The 22,327-nt window shown below is 35.3% G+C and carries 22 protein-coding genes and 1 CRISPR repeat array; of the genes, 3 read left to right on the top strand and 19 right to left on the bottom strand.

What is annotated here, in order from left to right; all coding sequences use genetic code 11:
• Positions 1-3: 3 nt before the first annotated feature.
• Positions 4-300, bottom strand: coding sequence for a putative quinol monooxygenase (locus tag FLEMA_RS0107370; protein ID WP_026994909.1), 297 nt, complete (start codon positions 298-300; stop codon positions 4-6).
• 9 nt (positions 301-309) lie between these two features.
• Positions 310-939, bottom strand: coding sequence for an NAD(P)H-dependent oxidoreductase (locus FLEMA_RS0107365; RefSeq protein WP_026994908.1), 630 nt, complete (start codon positions 937-939; stop codon positions 310-312).
• A 119-nt stretch (positions 940-1,058) separates the two neighbouring features.
• Between FLEMA_RS0107365 and FLEMA_RS0107360 the strand changes: the two genes are divergently transcribed.
• A complete protein-coding gene (locus FLEMA_RS0107360; protein WP_026994907.1) occupies positions 1,059-1,478 on the top strand; it encodes a winged helix-turn-helix transcriptional regulator in 420 nt (139 codons plus the stop codon).
• A 48-nt stretch (positions 1,479-1,526) separates the two neighbouring features.
• Here the strand turns inward: FLEMA_RS0107360 and FLEMA_RS0107355 are convergent, their stop codons facing one another.
• Both FLEMA_RS0107355 and FLEMA_RS0107350 read right to left on the bottom strand, forming a co-directional pair.
• On the bottom strand, positions 1,527-1,844 hold the full coding sequence (locus tag FLEMA_RS0107355) for a nuclear transport factor 2 family protein (protein WP_026994906.1): 318 nt from the start codon (positions 1,842-1,844) through the stop codon (positions 1,527-1,529).
• 19 nt (positions 1,845-1,863) lie between these two features.
• A complete protein-coding gene (locus tag FLEMA_RS0107350; RefSeq protein ID WP_026994905.1) occupies positions 1,864-2,658 on the bottom strand; it encodes an SDR family oxidoreductase in 795 nt (264 codons plus the stop codon).
• A gap of 124 nt (positions 2,659-2,782) precedes the next feature.
• On the opposite strand from FLEMA_RS0107350, the gene FLEMA_RS0107345 reads away from it, so the two are divergent.
• Both FLEMA_RS0107345 and FLEMA_RS0107340 read left to right on the top strand, forming a co-directional pair.
• Complete coding sequence (locus tag FLEMA_RS0107345) at positions 2,783-3,151, top strand: winged helix-turn-helix transcriptional regulator (protein WP_026994904.1); 369 nt, start codon at positions 2,783-2,785, stop codon at positions 3,149-3,151.
• Between the two features lie 59 nt (positions 3,152-3,210).
• The gene (locus tag FLEMA_RS0107340) at positions 3,211-4,137 is read left to right on the top strand and encodes a hypothetical protein (RefSeq protein WP_044171055.1); all 927 of its coding nucleotides are present in this window, start codon (positions 3,211-3,213) and stop codon (positions 4,135-4,137) included.
• Between the two features lie 161 nt (positions 4,138-4,298).
• Here the strand turns inward: FLEMA_RS0107340 and FLEMA_RS0107335 are convergent, their stop codons facing one another.
• The 15 genes from FLEMA_RS0107335 to FLEMA_RS0107265 all read right to left on the bottom strand — a co-directional run bounded on the left by FLEMA_RS0107335 (position 4,299) and on the right by FLEMA_RS0107265 (position 22,324).
• Complete coding sequence (locus FLEMA_RS0107335) at positions 4,299-5,066, bottom strand: SDR family NAD(P)-dependent oxidoreductase (protein ID WP_026994902.1); 768 nt, start codon at positions 5,064-5,066, stop codon at positions 4,299-4,301.
• 92 nt (positions 5,067-5,158) lie between these two features.
• The gene (locus FLEMA_RS0107330; protein WP_026994901.1) at positions 5,159-6,088 is read right to left on the bottom strand and encodes a helix-turn-helix domain-containing protein; all 930 of its coding nucleotides are present in this window, start codon (positions 6,086-6,088) and stop codon (positions 5,159-5,161) included.
• Positions 6,089-6,184: 96 nt separating this feature from the next.
• Positions 6,185-7,042, bottom strand: coding sequence for an SDR family oxidoreductase (locus FLEMA_RS0107325; RefSeq protein WP_026994900.1), 858 nt, complete (start codon positions 7,040-7,042; stop codon positions 6,185-6,187).
• 84 nt (positions 7,043-7,126) lie between these two features.
• Positions 7,127-8,449 carry a type III-B CRISPR module RAMP protein Cmr6 gene (gene cmr6 / locus FLEMA_RS75985; protein ID WP_081681274.1) on the bottom strand — a complete coding sequence of 441 codons (1,323 nt, stop codon included), beginning with the start codon at positions 8,447-8,449 and terminating at the stop codon, positions 7,127-7,129.
• Positions 8,436-9,035: a type III-B CRISPR module-associated protein Cmr5 gene (cmr5, locus tag FLEMA_RS75980; protein ID WP_052354004.1), complete on the bottom strand. Its 600-nt coding sequence runs from the start codon at positions 9,033-9,035 to the stop codon at positions 8,436-8,438. The genes cmr6 and cmr5 overlap by 14 nt, the downstream gene beginning before the upstream one ends.
• Positions 9,036-9,047: 12 nt before the next feature.
• The gene (gene cmr4 / locus FLEMA_RS0107310; RefSeq protein WP_026994899.1) at positions 9,048-10,025 is read right to left on the bottom strand and encodes a type III-B CRISPR module RAMP protein Cmr4; all 978 of its coding nucleotides are present in this window, start codon (positions 10,023-10,025) and stop codon (positions 9,048-9,050) included.
• Between the two features lie 60 nt (positions 10,026-10,085).
• Positions 10,086-11,381 carry a hypothetical protein gene (locus tag FLEMA_RS0107305; protein ID WP_026994898.1) on the bottom strand — a complete coding sequence of 432 codons (1,296 nt, stop codon included), beginning with the start codon at positions 11,379-11,381 and terminating at the stop codon, positions 10,086-10,088.
• Positions 11,382-11,390: 9 nt separating this feature from the next.
• Positions 11,391-12,419, bottom strand: coding sequence for a type III-B CRISPR module-associated Cmr3 family protein (locus FLEMA_RS0107300; RefSeq protein WP_026994897.1), 1,029 nt, complete (start codon positions 12,417-12,419; stop codon positions 11,391-11,393).
• A gap of 2 nt (positions 12,420-12,421) precedes the next feature.
• Entirely contained in the window at positions 12,422-14,284 is a 1,863-nt protein-coding gene (gene cas10 / locus FLEMA_RS0107295) for a type III-B CRISPR-associated protein Cas10/Cmr2 (RefSeq protein ID WP_026994896.1), read from the bottom strand.
• Complete coding sequence (gene cmr1, locus FLEMA_RS0107290; protein WP_026994895.1) at positions 14,281-15,288, bottom strand: type III-B CRISPR module RAMP protein Cmr1; 1,008 nt, start codon at positions 15,286-15,288, stop codon at positions 14,281-14,283. Before cmr1 ends, cas10 begins: the two co-directional genes overlap by 4 nt.
• A 17-nt stretch (positions 15,289-15,305) precedes the next feature.
• Positions 15,306-15,968 carry a CRISPR-associated endonuclease Cas6 gene (locus FLEMA_RS67820; RefSeq protein WP_044171053.1) on the bottom strand — a complete coding sequence of 221 codons (663 nt, stop codon included), beginning with the start codon at positions 15,966-15,968 and terminating at the stop codon, positions 15,306-15,308.
• Positions 15,969-16,154: 186 nt separating this feature from the next.
• A CRISPR array of direct repeats spans positions 16,155-18,537; the repeat unit is 37 nt; unit sequence GTCTCAATCCTTGTTCTTTTGGAAGTACCACTCTGAC.
• A 497-nt stretch (positions 18,538-19,034) separates the two neighbouring features.
• Positions 19,035-19,481: an ATP-binding cassette domain-containing protein gene (locus tag FLEMA_RS0107280; RefSeq protein ID WP_262486533.1), complete on the bottom strand. Its 447-nt coding sequence runs from the start codon at positions 19,479-19,481 to the stop codon at positions 19,035-19,037.
• A gap of 118 nt (positions 19,482-19,599) precedes the next feature.
• Positions 19,600-20,406 (bottom strand): helix-turn-helix transcriptional regulator, encoded by an 807-nt coding sequence (locus FLEMA_RS0107275; RefSeq protein ID WP_044171051.1) that lies wholly within the window; start codon positions 20,404-20,406, stop codon positions 19,600-19,602.
• A gap of 35 nt (positions 20,407-20,441) precedes the next feature.
• Complete coding sequence (locus FLEMA_RS0107270; RefSeq protein WP_026994892.1) at positions 20,442-21,401, bottom strand: SDR family oxidoreductase; 960 nt, start codon at positions 21,399-21,401, stop codon at positions 20,442-20,444.
• A gap of 131 nt (positions 21,402-21,532) precedes the next feature.
• Positions 21,533-22,324 carry a helix-turn-helix domain-containing protein gene (locus FLEMA_RS0107265; protein WP_052354003.1) on the bottom strand — a complete coding sequence of 264 codons (792 nt, stop codon included), beginning with the start codon at positions 22,322-22,324 and terminating at the stop codon, positions 21,533-21,535.
• Positions 22,325-22,327 lie beyond the last annotated feature (3 nt).

Below are 22,327 nucleotides of genomic sequence, written 5' to 3'. Positions count from 1 at the left end.
AATTTATAATTGTTTTAGCATTGTACTTACTGGCTTGCCAGCAACTTTATCTTTCAATCCTTCAAAAAAGGCTTTTGTATAATCTGCCTCCATGTGCAGGTCGAGTGCCTCTTTTGAGCTAAATACCTCAAAGAATACCAATGTGTTAGGAGCATCCGCTTTTACTGTTTGATAGAATACTTCACACCCAGGTTCTTGTAATGTAGGTTTTAACGTGGCTAATGACAGTGTTTTTATTTCTTCAAAATGCTCTGACTTGACGGGAACTTCCGCATGGATAATGATTTTTGAATTACTCATGGCATTGAATCAAACGGTTATAAAAAGCTCCTCTTTGGTTTTACGTACTTTCGGAATAGTCGCAAATTCGTCTTCTGAAGAGCGAAAACCTAAGGCAAAAAGTAAGGTAGATTTTAAATGTTGCTCCTTTAATCCCAATATTTTATCTACTTGTTTCGGGTCAAATCCTTCCATTGGTGAGGCATCAATACCTGCTTCGGCAGCGGCACTTACCAAAATTCCAATTGCTAAAAATGCCTGTTTTTCTGCCCATTCAATTTTTTGGTCAGAGGATAATAAGGCTAAACGGGCATTGACAAATTCTTCTCTGGCTTCAAGATTTTTACGGTCAGTATTGCGTGCAATTGCTGCATTGTCAATATAGTTTTTGACAGTTTCGTTACTGATATTCGTCTCCACAGTTACTACCAATACTTTGGATGCAGTAGTAATTTGCGGTTGACCAAAAGCTGCTTTGCTAATTTGTTCTAATTTGATAGGGTCTGTCACCGTTATAAAACGATAGGGCTGTAAGCCATAAGACGAAGGAGCTAATTGTACCGATGAAAGCAAATCTTCATATTGTTCATCGCTCAATTGTCGGGAAGTATCATACTTCTTGGTAGCGTAACGCCATTCTAATGATTTTACCAAAGACATACATTTTGTTTTTAAAAATATCCTCTATAATTTTACTTGCAATTTAAAAGTAAAACAAAGGTAAAATTATTTACTTGCAAATTGCAAGTAAAATTTAAAATATTTTTCATATTCATTTTATGAAGGAAATAAAACAGCGTTCAGACTGTCCGCTTAGCTATACATTAGATTTTTTTGGAGATAAGTGGTCGTTGCTCATCATTCGTGATATGATGTTGGAAGAAAAATCGACTTATGGGGATTTTCTCAATTCAAAAGAGAAGATTGCTACGAATATTTTGGCTGACCGCCTTAGTATGTTGGAGCACAACGGTTTTGTAACAAAACAGGTTGCCGAGGATAAAAAGTCGAAGTTTGTTTATACTCTTACCGAAAAAGGGATAGATTTAGTACCTGTTGTGATAGAAATTGGCTTGTGGGGTTCAAAATATAATCCTCCTGGGATAAAAAATGAACTTATGAACGCCTTGAGAGAAGATAGAGAGGGAACAATTCGAAATATCCAGAATGAGTTAAGAAAAAAACTGATAAATACCTGAAGCGTGGACTTCAGCTATTTATCAGTAGCACATTATCTTATATTTTTATCAGCCCGTAATTTTCAAAGACTCAATGAGTCCGTCTTGTAATTTAAAATGGTAGGATAATACAATGGGACTACCCGGAAAATTACCCGAAACTTCGGCTTTTAGGACTTCTTCTGTTGCGGCATATTCCACAGGTTTCATAACGGCTTGGTACTCTTCATTGGCTTTTTCAATCCATTGTTGGATTTCCGTTTTACCCTTATGGGTTTTTCCTTCGTCAAAAACTACGGCAGTTTCCGAAAAACAATTGGCATAAGCCACACTGTCAAAACTGTTTTGAGCATTTGTTAAAGCTACAATTACATTTGGTAAGTTCATATTCTTGATTTTTAAATGATTAAATAGTTGGTACTGTGCCGCCATCTATGACATAATTTGTTCCTGTTAAATAATTGGCTCTTGGAGAAACCAAAAAGCCAACGAATTCGGCCACTTCTTCGGGTTCGGCTGGGCGACCGAAAGGAATTCCGCCCAAGGCATCCATTACGCTTTGCTGAGCTTCTTCTACGGTACTATTGGCATTTCTTGCAATCTCGCCCAACCAAGCTTTAGATGCTGTTGTATTTATCCAGCCAGGCGAAACTGTTAGGACACGAACTCCTTTTGGGGTAACTTCATTTGATAAACTTTTGCTATAATTAATCAATCCTGCTTTTGCAGCTGCATAGGGCAATGTAGAATCATATAGCGGTAGCTTACCTTGAATAGAAGCTATGTGAATAATAACACCACTTTTTTTAGCTAACATTTGTGGTAAAAATCCTCTGTCTAGTCGAACAGGAGCAAGCAAATTAGCTTGTAGGGTTGACACCCAATCGTCATCAGTTAATACAGCAAAACCACCAGCAGGTGTTACTGAAGCACCAAGGTTGTTCACCAGAATATCTAGTGTCCCATAAGTCGATAGCACTTCGCTGACTACTTTTTGTGCATCTTCTGCATTGCTTAAATCGGCAGGAATAAAATGCAAATTGCTGTTTTCTTTTTCGGGAGGGTTTCTTGCGGTAATAATAACCGTTGCACCTGCTTGAAAAAGCCTTTCTGCAATGGCTCTTCCAGTACCTTTTGTACCGCCTGTTACCAAGGCAATCTTGCCCGATAATTCATTGTTGAAATTAAATTGTTGTCCCATTTCTGTTGTTTTTTGTACAAATTTCTGACATACATAGACATGAAACAATTACGGAAATACGATTCACATAGGGATAAATTTATCCCCTATTGCACATTTTGGAACTGTGGTTTACTTTTGTTTTATGTATGAAAGAAAAATTTTACCAAACCTCAATTGCGGTCTCGATTTGATTGGCGAGGTGCTGTACGGCAAATGGAAAATCCGTTTGTTATGGTTTATCAATGAAGGCCACAAACGCCCCAGCGAACTGCAACGCAAAATACCCGATGCGACCCGAAGGGTATTAAATATTCAGTTGAAAGAATTAGAAGATCATGGCTTGGTTTCTAAAATAATATACCCTGTAGTTCCGCCCAAAGTGGAGTATAGTCTTACCGAATTTGGACAAACTTTAATACCAATACTTGCAGCTTTGGGGCAGTGGGGCGATACCCATGAAGCATATTTGCGGTCGGTTATTTTGAAACGCTTAGATGTCGAAAATCAGTAGTTTTTAATTGACTCAAATCCTTATATATTTCCTCCTCAGTAATTAAAGTCATTATTTATATGCTCAAGAAAAACCTAATTATTGTACTTTTTTTCTCTTTATTATTGAATAAACTTACGGCTCAGTCCACCAAAACTGATGAGAATACCTTTCCTAAAAATCGTATTTTGAAAGCTCCCGAAAGTGTATTTAACATGTTTATTGAAGCTGGAATGAAGCCTTCAAACCATGTATTGACAGCCCTCGAAAAAGAGAAAGTTGAGCAAGCCTTTGCTATATTACCTCCATTGTATAAAAAGGTCTTGAAAGGGCATTTGAAGAGTATTAGTTTTATGGACAATATGCCCAATACGGCTTTGACTTCGCCCATAGAAGCAGGTGATGCTATTAAACAATTTAATATTACTTTTCGAGCAGGCATTCTCAACGAAACCATTTCTGAGTGGGCGACATGGAAAGAAAAAACCATTTTTAACAATCCTACAAATTCAGGATTTGAAATACTAATAGATGCAGGAAAATTAGATGCCATCCAATATGTTTTACTGCATGAGGCTACACATGTTGTGGATGCCGTTTTGAACCTTGCCGCACATCCAGACAAAAAAGACTCGTTGGAAATACCTACAGCACTTACCAGAGATATCTGGAGTAAAATGAATAAACCAATAGCAAAGTTCACCAATCCATTACTGGAAAATACACGTTTTAGAAGTGGCAAAACTCAACCTATTTCAGCTGCTTCAGAAGTATATGATGCACTCAAGAAAACCCCCTTTCCATCTCTTTATGGAATGGCTTCATGGCACGAAGATATTGCAGAACTGTTGTCTATTTACCATCTGACCAATCAACTAAAGCAACCTTTTGTGGTTTCTGTGAAAGAAAAAGGTAAGATTGTCGCCACATTTGAACCAATGAAGAATAAATTAGTAAAAAAGAGAGTAAAACAACTACGCTTTTTTTATAGAGAAACCACAGCATAAAATACAATTACTTGTTGTTTCTTCTTGCATTGGGTTTTCCTTTTGCGATGTTGCGTAAATGGCCCTATTACTTTTTAAAAGTACTGTTTTATTAATTGGGAAATAGATGAATGTTGAATGGGGTTCAGTACCCAACATACTTTGGCACTGAACCCCATTCATTAAATATGAATACCACCCGATACTTCAATTCTTTGGGCATTGATCCATTTTGACTCTTCCGAACATAGAAATACAATAACACTTCCAATATCATCGGGCAAGCCAACTCTTCCTAATGCTGTATTGCCTGCAATCATATCATTTAAAGCTTGGTTGTCTCTGACAGCCCCACCACCAAAATCAGTAGCAATAGCCCCAGGAGCGATTGAATTAACCCTGATTTTCTTAGCACCAAATTCTAATGCTTGATAACGTGTTAATGAATCAATGCCTGCTTTCATGATGGCATAAGCTGCATAGTTTGGATAGCTAAAACGAGCCAAACCCGAAGAAGTATTGACGATACTCCCGCCTTCATTAATGAATGGAAGTAATTTTTGGGTAAGGAAAAAAGGGGCTTTCAGATGAGTAGTAGCCATTTCGTCGAAGCCCGCTTCTGTGGTATCTTCGATAGAAGCGTAATAGCCCGTTCCTGCATTATTGACCAATGAATCAATTTTAGTTGTGCCAAAGCCTTTGTCCAAAATATCTTTCAATGCTGAAACAAACCCGTCAAATGAAGCCACATTTCCCAAATCTAATTGAAGACTAGACGATTTTCTTCCCAGTGCTTTGATTTCATTTACTACATTTTCAGCATCTGCTTGATTATTTTGAAAAGTGATAATAACATCAAAGCCACTCTTTGCCAATTGAAGTGCTGATTCTTTACCAAGTCCACGACTACCGCCTGTTAGTAAGACGATTTTATTTGCATTATTTGTCATTGTTTTTTGATTTTGTTTACAATGCAAAGTTGCAAATAGCCAGATAAAAACACTTTGTAAGAATCAAAGCATTGTTTGCAAAAATCAAACAACTACTCTCTAAAAGTCAAAGGAGACTTTTCGCTGTGTTTTTTAAAGAAATTAGAAAAATGAGCCACTTCCTCAAAACCTAAAGTATAAGCAATCTCAGAAATATTCCAATGGGTTTGTTTGAGTAATGCCTTCGCCTCTTGGTTTATTCTGCTGGCAATGATTTCGCCAGTGGTTTTCCCTGTAGTTTCTTTCAGTACCCTATTGAGATGATTTACGTGTATGCCTAAATTATCTGCATACTCTTTGGGGGTTTTTAGTACTAACATTTGCGTGGTGTTCTCTATGGGAAATTGACGCTCTAACAGTTCAATAAATAACGATGTTATTCTGGCAGAAGCAGTTTTGCTATTTCCAACAGGAGTAATAGGCTTTAGTTTTTGCCCATAATGAATCAACTCCATCAAGTAATTACGCAACAAATCATATTTATATTCGTAATCAGAATTAATTTCTGCGTGCATTTTACCAAAAAGCGAATCAACTTGCTCAAACTGTTCCTTCGTTATTTGATAAATAAACTCACTTTGATTAGAGAAAATAGGAAGTAGGTCTATATCTATTCCTATTTTTGATTTAGCCAAAAACTCTTTAGTAAAAACACAAAAATGTCCTGCTTGATTGTTGTCATGAGGAGTGTAATTGTATGGTATTTTGGGCGTTGCAAATAAAATTCCGTACTCCAGTACTTCGATGGTTCTATCGGCATATTCTACCCTATTCTTACCAGCAATTAAACTTATCTTGTAATAAGTCCTTCTGTTGTAAGGCATTTCGGGTTTACCTTTAGCCACTTTATACATTTCGGCTATATCAAAAACATTAAAATGCCCAATGTCTTTATTGATATTAGCACTCAAAATATTATCTAAATCTGGATTATTACCTCCCAGAATTCCTTCATAAAACTGTCTTATTGTTATTGAGCTCATCGGTATATTTGTAAAATTCAAATATAGCTAATTATTTCAAAAAGCAAGTAACAACATTCAACATGGAGTCTTTACGACATCTCTTTTTCGCTTAGGTTAGTTTTTATTTTTCAGCCTCATATATTCCTCAAATTTCATTTGCCCAACTTGTGGAGCAATAGTATCCTCCTGTAATACAGCCGCAAAAAATGCAAACTTGTCGTACATATTTCGTGCCAATACTCTTAGTATTGGTAACGTAACTTTGAAAAGCCATAAAGGAATATTTTTCGTGCTTTTTGTTGGGCAAACTTCCTTCTGGATAATGTCATTTAATTGTCGTCTTGTATAAATCGTTTCCCCTCCTATTTCCTTCGTAACATTTTCCTCTTTGATAGCACTAATACATTCATTAGCCAAATCGCCTTCATAAACAGGGTTTGTTTGTTTATCGCCTTTTCCAATCGTAAAAAGATACCCCTTTTTTGCCATATCAACCATATCTAAAAAACTACTAAAAATAGCAGGTGGTTTAATTATGGAATAGTTTATGCCAGACACTTTCAGCCGTTCTGCAAACTCATGATGAACCCTAAAATAGGCTAAGTGCAAATATTTTTCTGAATGAAATGCAGAAACGTAAACAAATTTTTTCACACCACTTTTCTTTGCTTCGTCAAGAATATTTGAATTGGCAATAAGGTCAATATCATGAAATGATGGCTTGCTATTATCGTTGGGAGATACGCTTTTTCCTAATGCCGAAATAACGATGTCAAAACCATCACAAATATTAGTCAATGCACTTGGGTTGGTAATGTCAGCAACGATCACCCTCTCGGTGATGTCTGTTAGTTTCTCTGCCTTAGTTCTATTTCTAACAACAGCGGTTACGTCATACCCCTGTTTGACTCCAGCTTTGGCAATTTCTTTTCCCAAATTCCCTGTTGCACCGAATAATAATAGTTTTGTCATTTGTTGATTTTTGGCATTATAATTAACGACAGTTGATGAAAAATCAATTGATAAGGACGAAAGTGTAAGGTTATTTGTATAGAGTTAGGTTTCACTAAAATATCCGTAGCCTACAGCTGTTTTTGCACCAATGCCTTTATCAGACAATGCCTTTTTCATCCATTCAAAAGCTGTTTTCAGTAAATCTTTACTTTCATCACTTTCTTTATCTTTACAACCCAAGATAAACTGAAATTCTGTATCCTCAACGGTTAAAAAGAAAATTGGATTCGGATTTTGTGTATCTGTTGGGGCTTTCCCTTCTCCGTAATAATCAGGATAATGTACATTCATTATATCGGGTTTTATTTTGGGAGGAGTTAAAGGCATTGCATCAAAAAAAGTGATTTTTCCTTGCTTTTCAGTTGTTCCAAAAATACTCTCGTAAGTCCCTTTCGTTGATTCCTTTTCCTTGTAACCACAATCTTGGGCATAATGATTCGTAATTCCCTTAATTGCACTGGCAGGAATATAAGGAAAACCGTAAACATGGTGTAAGGTGATACCTGTTTCGTACACACTATCAGTGCCTAAACCAACAATTACTCGCCAGTCGGGTTTGAAAGAATTTTCAATAAATTGCTTGCCAAATATGGATTTTACATTTTTTAAATGACGTTCACAAATCTTGTTAAAGTCGATGAATGAGCCATAATTGTTCCATCCATCCAATTTTTTAATGTCAAGTTGAAATTTAAGTTTACCGTTTTGCTTAATTATATATGGCTTTTTGTTCAACTCCAAACTAAAATTATCAGAATCAAGATTGCCTATGAGTTCTAATGTATCAATAGGTAGTCGTTGGTTTGAAAATATACTTTCAATGGTAATTTGCTTGTTATCATAGTTCAAGCCAACTTTAAAAATACTTAACGGGTCTTTTTCTATCGCTTCTACAATATCATCTTTTTTCTTTTCTTTTAAATCGTTAGAAATGTTGTTTTCAGAAATTAAACAAGTATTAACAACAGAATTAGCGTCATATTTCTCAATTTCATTACCATTCTGTAAAAGCCTAATACCAGACTTTTGATTTAGGAAAGCTACAAAAGGAAGGTTTAAATTTGTATTTGAAAAGTTGAAATTCTTAGGCATTTTAATACCTTTTTCCTTCAAAAAGTATTGGTTGTTCCTATTTTCGATAAAGTCGATACATACATCTTTTGATACTTTTTTTAACTCTTTCCCACTTTGAAGTATTTTATAAATAAAATCCCCAAAGTGATGGATTTCAAATAGTTCATTAAAATCAACTTGCGAAAAATCGTAATATTTTTCATCAAAAAGGTAAATGTTGGGATAGCCATCAACGATAAACTTTAGTTGACTTCCTGATTTCTCAATTAGTGCTTCATTAGTTTCCATCATCTTCCCCTTCAATTAAACCTTCCGAAAATCTTTTAAGCCAGCCGAATAGCGTAATCACTTCACTTGTTAAGGCTCGATACTTATTAGAATCCAACTCAACAATTGATTTTAATATATCTTTTTGAATGTAGCCGTCTAAGTAAGTTCTACTTTGTATCCATGCTTGCGTTTGTTCATATAACAAATGATAAGGTGTTCCATTTGATTTCCCTTTTGCCTTCATATAGGCAAAAGTAGCTCCAAGTCCATTTGTTTTAATCAACATTGGAATTTTTCGAGAATAAGCTTTATATTCTTTTCCATATTTATGGTAATAATTTACTAAGTCAGCCTTAAAGTTATCTTTTTCATCTTTCCAATTGTTAAGATTAGTTTCTGTATCTTCTAAGAAAGCATCTAATAAATTCTTGTTTTGTTGATCTTTTTCAAGCTTTTTCTCGAATTTATCGTTGTATGATTTTTTAAATAAATCAGAAAAATTTATTGATTTGCTTTCAAAAACAAATGTATCTAAACTCAATACTTGATTGACACATTTATAAGCATAATCAGCACGTCCTTGCTCTATTCCTTTTACTGTTGTCATAGTTTGTAAGTTTTAAGTGTTAGAGTTTTTTGTTTTAACAATTCCTTTTCCTAATGTAGCACCACCTCCAATTTGGAAAATACTTGGTAGCTTTTTAACAAACGCATTCATTACTTTTTTAGATAGGTCAGTTTCGTTTTTACACTCTTCCGTCTTGTCTAACTCCTCAATTGTAAGGTCTTTTACAGTTTTCCCATGCTCATCTTTCTTTTGTGAATCAACCATGATAGGTGCTGCCATTACCATGCTATACATCACTGTTTCAGCAGGTAAAAACTCTTCGGTAAATAAAGCTCCATTTTTAACCGTTCCTTTATCATTATCAATGCCAATTCTTGTAATAACCTCAGTACTTAGATTTACAAAATCGGTAAAGTCATCGTTGGACAGTATTACAATATCTTCTTTTAGCTTATTTTCCCAAGACGTAGGTAGGTTAGAGGAAAGCCAATCTTGTAACGATTTGCTATCTACTGCCAAAGACACTGATTTATGCGTAAAAGCATATTCTTCTAATACAATTGAGTTGCCTATTTTAAGTTTAGAGTTATCTTGATTTAACAATAAACATTCTCCTTCTGCAATACCCATCTGGTAATCACCAGTAATATTAAATAAAGTATTTGTAAGCTTCATATCTCTCTCAAACTGTTGAAGTACTTTAGAACAGGTAATCCAAGCAAAAACGCCTTTCATACTTTTAACGGGAAACAGTAATAAACGAGCATCTGTAAATGCTAACGCTCCTGCATGAGCATCATTACCTGCATCTTCTGTCCCGAAAAGAGCATTCGTAATAAGTGTATTTTCTCCTTCAACACTTTCAAAAGCCTGACGAATAGCTCCTTTTAAAGAAGAACTTTCGATTTTAGGGAAAGAAGTATGTCGTTCTCGTTGAATAGGTAAATCAACTATACCCAAATCTGAGCCACTGCCAGCGTGTAAGGGTGTTTCACAGATAAAAAATAGGGGTTTGGCGTTTTGATACATAGTGTTGTTGGGCTTATGTTATTGCAAAAAGATTATATAAAGGTTTTTGAAAACCAAAGTTTATTCAAATTGCTTGAGTTTTAATTCTAGTTCTGTTTGTAGAGTATCAATACACCAAGTTTTCAAATTTGCTTTTTGAGCCGCTCTATAAGCACTTTCGACATCGTCATTTATAGTGTCTCCATCTATTTTCGGAGAAATCAATATGGGCAGTCCATACACGCCAGCAATAGCATAAGTTGAGTACTTGGTACTTTTGGCATTATCACCAGACATACCGCCACTTTTACACTCGAAATTGATTATCTGCCCCGATTTAGTTAAAAGTAGTATGTCAAATTCATCAATCTGAGAATTGTCATTGTAATAAGTTGCATTTATTTTTACACTTGCTTGCATATCAACGACTTTAGACTTAAACTCTTCTTTTTGAAGTGTTTGCAAGATAAGATAAGCTGAAAGGTCTTCTAAAATGTAACCAAAAGCTTTACGGGTTTCATAGTTTTTCCAAATTTTGAGTAGTTCATCTTTAGTAAAAATGGTAGTATTCTCTATTATTTCATCAATAACTGAATCAAAGTTCTTCAGACGATTTTTGGGATTGTCTCTCTGTTCTTCAGATACGTTTATATTGAATTTTGTTAGTGCTGTTCTAAATGCTTTATTTTTTTTATATTCTGGATGAAATTTTCTGATATAAAAGTCCATTTCATCAAACTGTTTAAAAGTCTTCAAGAAATTGGATGTTTCATCAGCTTGTTTACTATCAAATCCCATTAAATTCAACGCAGATTTAATATTCATACTTTCATCTACTTCATATTTATCATAGTTGGCATTCTTCTTTTCTATCTCTACTCCGCTGGGGTGCATGATAACTAAACGATTGGTATTTCCTTCCAAATAACAAATACGGTCGTGTTTTCTCAATCCTTTTGCCGTTTGTTCTTGTAGAAATTGAAAAACTGCCCAAACAAAGGTGCGTTGCCCTCCTGTAATATTCCAAAAAATAGCATCTGTAGTATTAGAAAATTGACCTGATATTTTTATTTTAATATCTTCAATTGAAGATGCTTTTTTCTGTTCTATCTCAATTGGCACTGCTTTCTTACACTGAATTTCTGTATTTTGGCTAACTACTTTTTCTAAGTACTCATTCCATTTCTCATTATCAAACTCGGTATTATCCGTAACCGTCAAAGCAAAAGCTTCTTTAAAGTTATATTTCTTCCAAGGAATATAATTGACCATCTGGTTTAAGGTAGAAGCAAATACGTAAATATAGTTGCTGTATTCCGTTTGCTTTGAGCTTATCGCTTCTTTATATTGTTTTTGGTTTTTATCAATCTTGCTCATGTTGTCTGTTTAGTTAAATTCATAAATAGGAAGTACTTGAAAACAGCCAAATCCATTGTGGTTAAAGCTGGAGTGATTAAGCTTTTTTTGTATCAGTTGTGTCCATGTTTCTATTGATAGGTTTTTATCATTTGTTGCAACCAATACACTACCAGCAGGTATAGCTCTTTCCATTGTTTTAGGTTCTCGTAGTTTGGCATCAAAACCACCAATATTTATTGGTTTACCGATGACGGCTGCTTCTATGCCTAAATCCTCATAAAAGCTGTTGGGTAATACAACTGCACTTTGGATATAAATTTTACAAATATCAAACTCATCTACTATTGCCTTTTGTTCTTCATTGAAAACATGAATGTAATAAGGTTCTGCAATTTCTTGATATTGAGCAACTTTTCCTTCGCCACCTAATTTAAAAAAACCTTTTTGGGGTAAATCTTCCTCAGATTCATAGGCTACTACAAACCCCCAATCGTCGCCATATTCTATCATTTCAATGCGATAAATAGCTTCGTCGTCGGTAGTAAGGGTTTGCTTATTTCGCTTGATACCCAGTTTTTTATAGGACTTACTAAAGCTACTGGTATCAAGCAATGTGATATAGGGGTATTTGTCTTTAAAAGGATAATGCCTGAGTAAATCAGTCAAGGGTATAAAACACCCTTCGGCTTGTTCTACTTCATGGTCATGTATTGGAGCAATAAAATTGGGTAAAGAAGCATTGTGTACAAACGAATCAGCTTGGATAAAGCTTTGGCTATGTGTCTTTTTCTTGTCATCAACAAATATATCCAAAGGAGCAGGAATATATACTTGTTTGGTGTTGTGGTTGTATAAATAAACAGCCTTGATTCTAAGTTTATCCTTGTCGTTTAAGCTTACTTTATCTGTGGCATATAATGTAGTAAACATCGCACCCCAAAAAACCGACGGTGCAGGCATCACAGAGGAATGAATCCATAAATCCTCACCCATGCCAAAAGGCATACCATCTCTAAAAAATAAGGGGTCGTGTGGTTGAACGTGTAAGTATTTCATAGTTAGCTGATTTCTTGTGCAATTTTGGTGGCAACTTTAATAAATCCAAAAAAATTATCGGTGTCGATAGTCCAAGTATTTGCCTTTATTTCTTTGGCTTGCTTGCTTAAAAATGTAGGCAATCCAGTAGGTTTACCCGACGCATCTTGCAAAAGCTCAAGAACCTTATTTTCGTTAGTTTTATTACAAGAGCGTAGTGTAAGCCTTTTAAGCTCTGATTGCAAAATGGCTAACTGTGTTTGATATGCTTCGTAGGTGAGTTCTGTGCCAATGATATTCTTTATGGACTGCTCAAACTTAAATAATATACTTGGACTTAAATCTTTATTTTGAAATTTGCAGAGCAACCTAAAGAAGATTTCTGTATCCTCCTTACCCTTAATATATGTTGTACCTAATACGCCACTTGGAGAAACAAAAGAAATACCTGTACCACTCTTGGATATATCAAAGTCGTTGCGTTTTTCCTTAAAATATGTTTTAGTTTCTTGTAATAAACTTCGATTGAGTAGAAGTACTTTTTGTAAAGGGGTTTTATAATGAGCAATGGTAATGGCGATAGAAACCGATATATCAGTAAAGATACTTTTGACCGCCCTCAGTACTTCCTCAAGATAGGTAAGATTTACTAATGCTAAAAAATCATCTCCACCAGCATACACAGTCTTGCCTTTACGGTCATCAATGTATTTTCTTAGTTCATCTGAATATTTGGATAATTTTTTAGCTAATTCATTTTGCTCTATTAAAGATAAACTACTTAACTTTTTTCCCATATCATCGCCATCAAAAGAAAGAATAGCGTAGTATTTTGACATCGCATATCCATTTTTTTCGCTATCGTTTTCCTTTTTAGCACTTTCTACAATTTTATCTCTAAGCTTATTTAATTGCCTTATAGCTTCTTGAAGCGTTTCTTCTGATTCGTAATATTCGTCTTTTAGTTTTATCCCTTTTTTTATAAGTTTTTCCTCTGTTAATTCGTCAAATAATAATTGTTCGTCAAAATGACCTTTCTTGAATACTTGTTTATATTCCTTTACTAATCCTGCAATTGTAGCGTCATTCAGTAGATTAAGTAAAGCAATTTTAGCGGTTGATGGAAAAGCCTTTTCTTCGTCTGGGTTATTCTTATAAAGCCTTTTCAAAAAAGAAATAGCACTTAACCCTTCTCCAGCTTGTAATTGTTTAGGGCTAATTGAATAAAAATCAGACTTAATAATAAAATTGTCTGTGGCAAACAGCTTATGTTTTTTGATGTAATCACACGATTTCTTTTCTTTTTCTTCCTCAGCCGTTTTTCTATATACTTTCACATTATAAACCCCATTCAAATCGCATTTTCGTCCTTTTTCTGCAAAAGATTTCATTGGACGAATGCTTTTGAGCATCGCCATTTTTTTGATAAGTGATTGATATGCTTCTTGGTAATTGTCTTCCTGATACTCTACTGCAACCCAATACACTTCCAAGAAATCTTTAATTTGTTCGCATAGCCCCAAGGGTTTGTCTTTGGCTTGGAAAACTTGGTCAAATTTGTTTTTTGCAAGTGTTTCAAATTGTGTTTTAACTAAAGCTTCTAAGGTATTGCCAAGGTTTTTTACAGCTTCTTTATCTATATCAAATGAGGCTACAATTCGATTTGGAAAAGAGCGTTCATTGGTTTCATCAATTTTTGTTGAGAATGTAAAGTCTTCATAATAAGGGGAAATTATTTTCCCTTGATTGCATTTTATATATCCAAGAGCATAGTGTATTATATCTGCTAAAATACTACTCCCTGCATACAAATCTTGCGTTTTCCTTGCCTGAGCAATAAAAGTTTGTACGGGGCCAATGGTGAAAAGGAAGAGGTGCTTGCTCATAGATTGTTCTTTATTTCTGTTATTAAATCTGCCTGAATATCTAATCTATTCAATCTAATAATTGCTGGTCTTTCATTAATTAATTTGACCGTTTTCAGAGTAGTTATAATAATACTTTCATCAGGTGCAACACTTACTATTATTGGGGATGCAAATCTTGGTTTTCCTGCACCTAAATATCTTGTATAATCTAAATCAAATCTATCATGAAGTTCAACAGTAGTGTATCCCTTTTCAGTCTTCATCGTTTTTGATTTAAGATTAGCCTCATTTACAATTACTGAGTGGGTTGCATTACTAATCATCAAACGTTTTTCTTCAAGTGTAAGGTTGCTTGCAATTCGTTCAATTGTAATTATATGGGGAATAGGTTGATTAGTGTTAGAGAAATTACTGTTAATTACATTGGTATTTGAATTATCAATAATGTATGTACTGTTCTCGGTGCTATTTGTGTTTAATGTTACTAAATTAAGATTTTGTAATAAGGAATCCCCAAAGGTCAACTGATTGTATCTTTGTTTAGAATTATTATCTTCCTCATAGTGTGTTATTTTTAGGCAACCATTTCCTCTACGACTTCTTTTCCCCAGTCCTCCTAAATAACACACGATTTCAAAAAGGGCTTTTAATTTTTCAAAATCAAAAATAACAGAGTCATTAAACCAAATATTACCTTGGATTTTCAAAGTAATTTTGAACGTTTCATTTAATTTGAATGATTCCGACGTTTTTCCCTTGTGAGCAATAAGCTTAAATTGATTTACTGGTTCAAGCTTTTTTTGCTCACATATTACAATAATATTACTCCTCTTTTCAGTACTTCCAAATATCTCGCCCTCAATTTTTCGCATTTCATCAACAACCAAATGCCCATTCATTGCTCGCCACCAAAAGCGTAATGCTCCTTTGATAGACGCAGGGCGGAGTTCGGGGGTAGTGCCGTCTGCTCCTGCCAGAAACATCGGCGTAATTACTTCGCATGTAAAGGTTATACTTTGCATAATTTATCAAGACTTGATTATATATGTTTTCCAATTGTACCAAACCCCAAACTAACCCCTTTTCCTAAGCCTATGTACTCTGGTAAAGAAACGTTTGTTCGGAAGGTTATATCAAATGCTGTAAGCCTTTGGCCTTTAAAGGGTACTAGTTTTACTCGCTGAATGTCGTCTATTCTTAGTTGGATAGTCTGCTCGATTTCCCAGCCTACTCCTTTGGCAAAAGAGATAATGTTCCCTTTCAATATGGCTTCTAAAAATGCTGTTTTGCTCAGCTCATCGCTCATGGCCAAATATTTCTGATAGTTTTCACTATTGAGGGCTATCCAGCTTGTGAGGCTGTAGGATTCTACTTTACCTATTGCTAGTTGATGTTCTGTAAGTTTGAGCTGCTGTAAGGATAAATGAAGCGTTTGTGCCTTCAATACTAAGGGTATTGTAGGATGAACAAACAAAAGTTGGGTATATTCTTGGGGAATATTGATACAGATTAATGCGGGCGACTTAGCGATACGCTTATACTGTATTTTAGGGTATAGGTAAGACACCGACTTATCATCTTGATGATTATGAAAAAGTTGGTTTTCCTTTCCTAAGGTATGTATTACAGCTCCTCGAAATGCAGGCAATTCAAGGGCCTCTATTGACGGTGAATAATGGGCGGATAATATTTTTAAGGTCATAAAACAAAAAAGTCTAGCTAAGTGCTATACACACTTAGCTAGACTTCAATAAATCATATTTATACAAGTATCTATCAAGTTTCTAGGTAATTATTAGATTTTACTATTTGACCAAATTTAGAAAAAAAATAGTAAAAATAAAACTATTTTAAGAAATCTGATTTTTCGGATAAATCTCTCTCATGATACTCAATCCTTGTTCTTTTGGAAGTACCACTCTGACTAATATTCTCCTTGAAGGAAGCGATGTATATTGTGAGTGTCTCAATCCTTGTTCTTTTGGAAGTACCACTCTGACCTGTAGATACATCAAGCACTACTAAAATGGTATATAATGAGTCTCAATCCTAGTTCTTTTGGAAGTACCACTCTGACCTATCTCAGTGCTTATGTGAAGAGGTCTCAATCCTTGTTCTTTTGGAAGTACCACTCTGACCATATCACACAAACGATATGCCTTAATCTTAGAAAAATCCCAGTCTCAATCCTTGTTCTTTTGGAAGTACCACTCTGACCTTTTGGAGGAGGAAATAAAGAATCCAAAGGAACTACTTGTCTCAATCCTTGTTCTTTTGGAAGTACCACTCTGACAGAATAGCAGACAAAAAACTTTATCGGTTGTCGTTAAGGTCTCAATCCTTGTTCTTTTGGAAGTACCACTCTGACCAAACATAAAAAATGGACTACAAACAAATATCTCAATTTAGTCTCAATCCTTGTTCTTTTGGAAGTACCACTCTGACCAGAGTTTTGTAAAAACGTCTGGCAAATGTCACAGAAGCAGAAGTCTCAATCCTTGTTCTTTTGGAAGTACCACTCTGACCAAACATAAAAAATGGACTACAAACAAATATCTCAATTTAGTCTCAATCCTTGTTCTTTTGGAAGTACCACTCTGACTGTTGCCTATGGTGATTTAAACTTAATTCCATTTAGACATGTCTCAATCCTTGTTCTTTTGGAAGTACCACTCTGACACTATTCTGGACTTGATGAAGAAACATACTTACTTGTATGGTCTCAATCCTTGTTCTTTTGGAAGTACCACTCTGACTTTAGGGCATTAAAGTAATGCTCCTACCACAAGGCTTTAAGTCTCAATCCTTGTTCTTTTGGAAGTACCACTCTGACTTGGTAGTAATCCAGATATGCAATTAAGTCCTCAAGGATAGTCTCAATCCTTGTTCTTTTGGAAGTACCACTCTGACCCATTGTAAAAGTGTCTTATGAATCCAGAGTAGCTGGTAGTCTCAATCCTTGTTCTTTTGGAAGTACCACTCTGACAGGCAAACAAGATGTTGTCATTATCTCAGTGCAAGGTCTCAATCCTTGTTCTTTTGGAAGTACCACTCTGACGTTGCTACTTCTAGCAACTCAATAAATACCGTAGAGCTGTCTCAATCCTTGTTCTTTTGGAAGTACCACTCTGACTGAAGTTGGAAAAATTCACGAAGACAAATCGATATTCATGTCTCAATCCTTGTTCTTTTGGAAGTACCACTCTGACTTTGCGGTAAACTTGCAATTTCCGCAAATTTACAATGTGGTCTCAATCCTTGTTCTTTTGGAAGTACCACTCTGACAAGGATATTGAAAAACTGCAATATCTATTGAAACACGAAGTCTCAATCCTTGTTCTTTTGGAAGTACCACTCTGACAATGTAATTACCCTGTCTACAAGTCCAGGTTACTGGAAGAGTCTCAATCCTTGTTCTTTTGGAAGTACCACTCTGACACAGTGTTTAGAAGATTATAGTGAAGTAATTAAAGAATGTCTCAATCCTTGTTCTTTTGGAAGTACCACTCTGACAACGTTACAAGTCTTTGGGTTGGTGGCAACCATCGCAAAAGTCTCAATCCTTGTTCTTTTGGAAGTACCACTCTGACCATTATTTCAACATCCCTCTTCTTTAAATTCAAATACATGTCTCAATCCTTGTTCTTTTGGAAGTACCACTCTGACTGATTGAAACTATTTGGAAAAATTACAATGTGTTTATAAGTCTCAATCCTTGTTCTTTTGGAAGTACCACTCTGACCAAAAGACATTCGTCTTTCAGCAGAAAGAAAATCTCGTGAAGAAGGTCTCAATCCTTGTTCTTTTGGAAGTACCACTCTGACTGCTATTTACCATGTGGAATGGGGTTGTCCTGTAGGAGTCTCAATCCTTGTTCTTTTGGAAGTACCACTCTGACTTCAGAATCCCCCGCTTATTTCGCTAACGGTCTTGAAGTCTCAATCCTTGTTCTTTTGGAAGTACCACTCTGACAACCATTTGTTTATTCAATGGAAACTGGAAAACAAGAGTCTCAATCCTTGTTCTTTTGGAAGTACCACTCTGACTCCAGATATTGGTGAAAAATATGAAGTTGGAAAAATTCAGTCTCAATCCTTGTTCTTTTGGAAGTACCACTCTGACGTAACTTGATTGCTCACATCAGTGATGGTAACAACCGTCTCAATCCTTGTTCTTTTGGAAGTACCACTCTGACAAATATGAGAGAGTATTTTGTCAAGTATATACTTGACAAGTCTCAATCCTTGTTCTTTTGGAAGTACCACTCTGACAGCATCACTTTTTAAATATCTAATAATCAGGGCTCTATCTGTTATCATATTAGATATTTTATATCGTATCATTGATTTATTATACTGAAAATGTACCTAAATTGATACAAAAGTTTTTCTTTGTAAGTGTTTACTGTATAATGTCGTAATCTGTTTTCTTACTTTTACCATTGTTCTAATAGGCAAAAACTATACTTATCTCACTTCAAAAAGCTCTTTATGTTGTTTGATTTCCTCCTCAAAGTAATTAATAATTTCGCCACAAGATTGCTGCAATTTACGTACTTTCCTAATCATTCCCAATCCATTTAATAAGATATATTGGGTAAGAATTATAAAAGCAATTATAACGGATTTAGTAGTTTATACGGGAGTCGTGCCAAGCTAAGGGTATTCTATTAAGTCTCCAATATAATCAACAACCTCGCTTAAATAATATTAAATAATACTTGCCATTATCAGGGCAATAGTTACTCTTTGGACAATCGCATTTTTGGTCAGAGTTCAATGGTTCTTTCTAGGTTTATTTGTGCTAAGAAAGTCTCATCATGTGACACTACAATTAACGTTCCGTGGTATTCGTTTATGGTTGCCGTTAGCATTTCTACATTCTGAATATCTATATTATTTGTGGGTTCGTCCAAAATGATAATATCGGGCGATTGGCTTTTGATGGTAAGACAGCATAGTATCAAACGCATTTTTTCGCCGCCACTCAAGGCACTACAAGACTTATCCCAGTCATCTTTGGTAAATAAAAAGCGATTTAAACGGACTTTTATTTCGTATTCCTGCAAAGCAGAGATGTTGAATTGCTGGGCCTGCTCATAAACATTCAGTTGGTTATCAATCAACGAATACTCTTGGTCTATATAAACGGTTTTATTATCGACTTTGTAAATAACACCCGTGTTGGGTGTCAATTCTCCTAAAATACGTTTGATTAAAGTTGTTTTATCTTAACCGTTCCCAGATACACCTGTTTTGGTGGAATATGAATCTACTGAATCAGAAAGCCGTGTTTTTTTCATTAAATACTCTATCATATTTCAGCACAGCCTATTACTTACTCTTATGTTTTTTTAATAATACTTCCGTTGGGGCGAAACCAAATTCTTTCTTAAAGACATAAGAGAAATGGGATAAATCTTCAAAACCAACTTCCAGATATACATCACTGGGTTTTTGGTGTTGTTTACTGATTTGAAAATAGGCTTCTTCTAATCTTTTTTTCTTGAGCCAACTTCCTGGGTTAGCTCCAAAAGTTTTTTGAAAATCTCGCTTAAAAGTTGATAGACTTCTGCCTGTAAGAAAGGCGAAACGTTCCAGACTAATATTGAACCTAAAATTGCGGTTCATAAATTCTTCCAAATTGATTTTTTCAGGAATACCGAAGTTAAAAAAAACGCCTGCCAATTGAGGGTCATTTTTCAATAAAATCAGCAATAACTCTTCTCGCTTTACATCGGCAAAAGTCTGATTAATTTGGTCATTACCATTATAATATGGCTCTAAAGACTGAATGAAGTTTTTGATTAATTTATCTTCTTGTACAAACAGAAAAGAGTTATCGTTGCTAAATACGCCAACGGATGTTGGATGTTTTTCCAAATAGTTTTTTAAAAAAGGCTCATCGAAAGTGATGATTATTTTTTCAAAAGCATTGTCTTCGTCTCTAAACTTTGTGTAGCGAACCAAATGATTTTTTCGGGCGATACAATAATCGCCCGATTGCATTATATAATTTTCTTTCCCATCAAAAGCCTTCATAGAACCTCGAAGCAAGTACAAGAAAAAATGTTCGGGTATGAATTGTTCAGGCGATATTTCAGGGCCCAAATGACAGGATTGTATGTTGTTAAATTTCAATTTTTTAATTGCATTAGTTATACTGGCAAAGTTAGTTATTTTTTTAAGCTGTCAACACTTGCTAGCAAGGCTTCCTCTTTGCTCTTGGGTTGCCAACCTAATACTGTTTTTGCTTTTTGATTAGTCATTTCGATATAAAAATCTTGGGCTGTTGGTTGCATTGTTGCAATGTTTTCAGCTTGTTCGGGTCTTTCTTTTTTAAACAATTCTGCTACGTCATAAAAACTCATAACACCATCGGCACTGGCAATAAACCGCTCGCCAGCGGCTTTAGGATGTTCCATTGCCAAAATGTGTATTGTTGCGACATCTCTCACATCAACAACTCCCATCGTAAAATTAGGACTTTCGGTTGTCGTTCCATTCAATATGCCCTTAACAGCAATATCTAGTGAAGCAGAACTAATATCGCCAATTACAGGGCCAAAAATACCTACTGGATTAATAACGGTTAGTTCTAAGCCTTTTCCTTCGTTTTCTATAAAATCCCAAGCTGCTTTTTCTGCTAGGGTTTTAGATTTGATATAGGCAGGAAGCGGAACGTTGGCATCTGTCCAATCATCTTCCGTAAAAATATGGTCTTTAGGATTGATACTATAACCAACAGCAGCGAAAGACGACGTAAGCACCACACGTTTTACACTAGCATTTTTGGCAGCCTTCAACACCCGTAAAGCTCCGTCTCGGGCTGGTATAATAAGTTCATTCTCATCGGTTGGATTTTGGGCAGGAAAAGGCGACGCTACATGCAATACGTAGCTCACCCCTGTCATCGCTTCTGTCCACCCTGCATCGTTTGTGAGGTCTGCTTCGTAGAAAGACAAACGGCTAAAATCATCGATTCCGCCGTCTTTCAGGGCTACAATGATGCTTTCTTTTTTGGCTAAAGAGCGAATGGTGGTATTGACAGAAAAGCCTTTCTGCAATAATTGTAAAATGCAGTGGATACCCACAAAACCAGTGCCTCCAGTTACTAATACTATTTGATTGTTCATGCTGATTGTTTTAAATTAACAATGCAAAGTTTGCCATTAAAACAGCATGACACTTTGTTGTGAAGTTCAATTTTTCTTTGTTGTGAAGTTCAAAACCATAGCATTTGCTATTAAATGACCAAGTTTTTGTGCTACAATAAAGAAGCATTTACGCCAAACTCTTTCTTAAAAGCGGTTGAAAAGTGCGACAAGTTTTCAAAACCAACCTCCAAATAGACATCAGATGGTTTTCTGTCCTTTTGAGCGATAAGAAAATAGGCCATTTCCAACCTGCGTTTTTGTAGCCACCTTTCGGGTGTAGCATTGAATGTCTTCGTAAAGTCTCGCTTGAATGAAGAGATACTGCGACCCGTAAGCTGAGCAAATTGGGTAATTGGAACATTGTATGAAAAATACCTGTTCATGTATTCTTCTAAATCTATTTTATGAGGTTCGCTAAAATCAAACAAAAAGTTTTTCATAGCTGGTTTCTGAAGCAGCATTTCAATTATTTCGGCTGTTTTTATTTGTGCCAAAATAGGTGTTAGTTTTTCGGGTTGGGAAAAATACGGCATCAGCGAATTGAAATAGGCTTTCATAAACTCATCATTTTCTATTCGGATATTGGGTTCACCCGAGTAAACGCCATCTGCTTTTATGTCGTACTCAGCACTGAATTTTTTCAAGGTTTGTTGGTCAATACAAATACTAATAGACATAAAGGGTTTTTCGCCATCGGTTTTTTTTACAGTTTTTACCAATTGATTTTTCCGAACCAAAACTAATGTTTCAGCTGGGTACGAAATGCCCCCTTCGGGTGAAAATATTTCTGAAAAGCCCGATACTATAAAGACCAACCAATGTTCAGATACAAACGGGTCATGGGTAAATTCTCCTGTTTTAGAGGAGAATAAAACAATATTTTGCTGAACTAACTCTCTCATCGT

The sequence above is a fragment of the Flectobacillus major DSM 103 genome, assembly GCF_000427405.1.
Lineage (GTDB): Bacteria > Bacteroidota > Bacteroidia > Cytophagales > Spirosomataceae > Flectobacillus > Flectobacillus major.
This window is presented reverse-complemented; position numbering and strand designations above follow the sequence as displayed.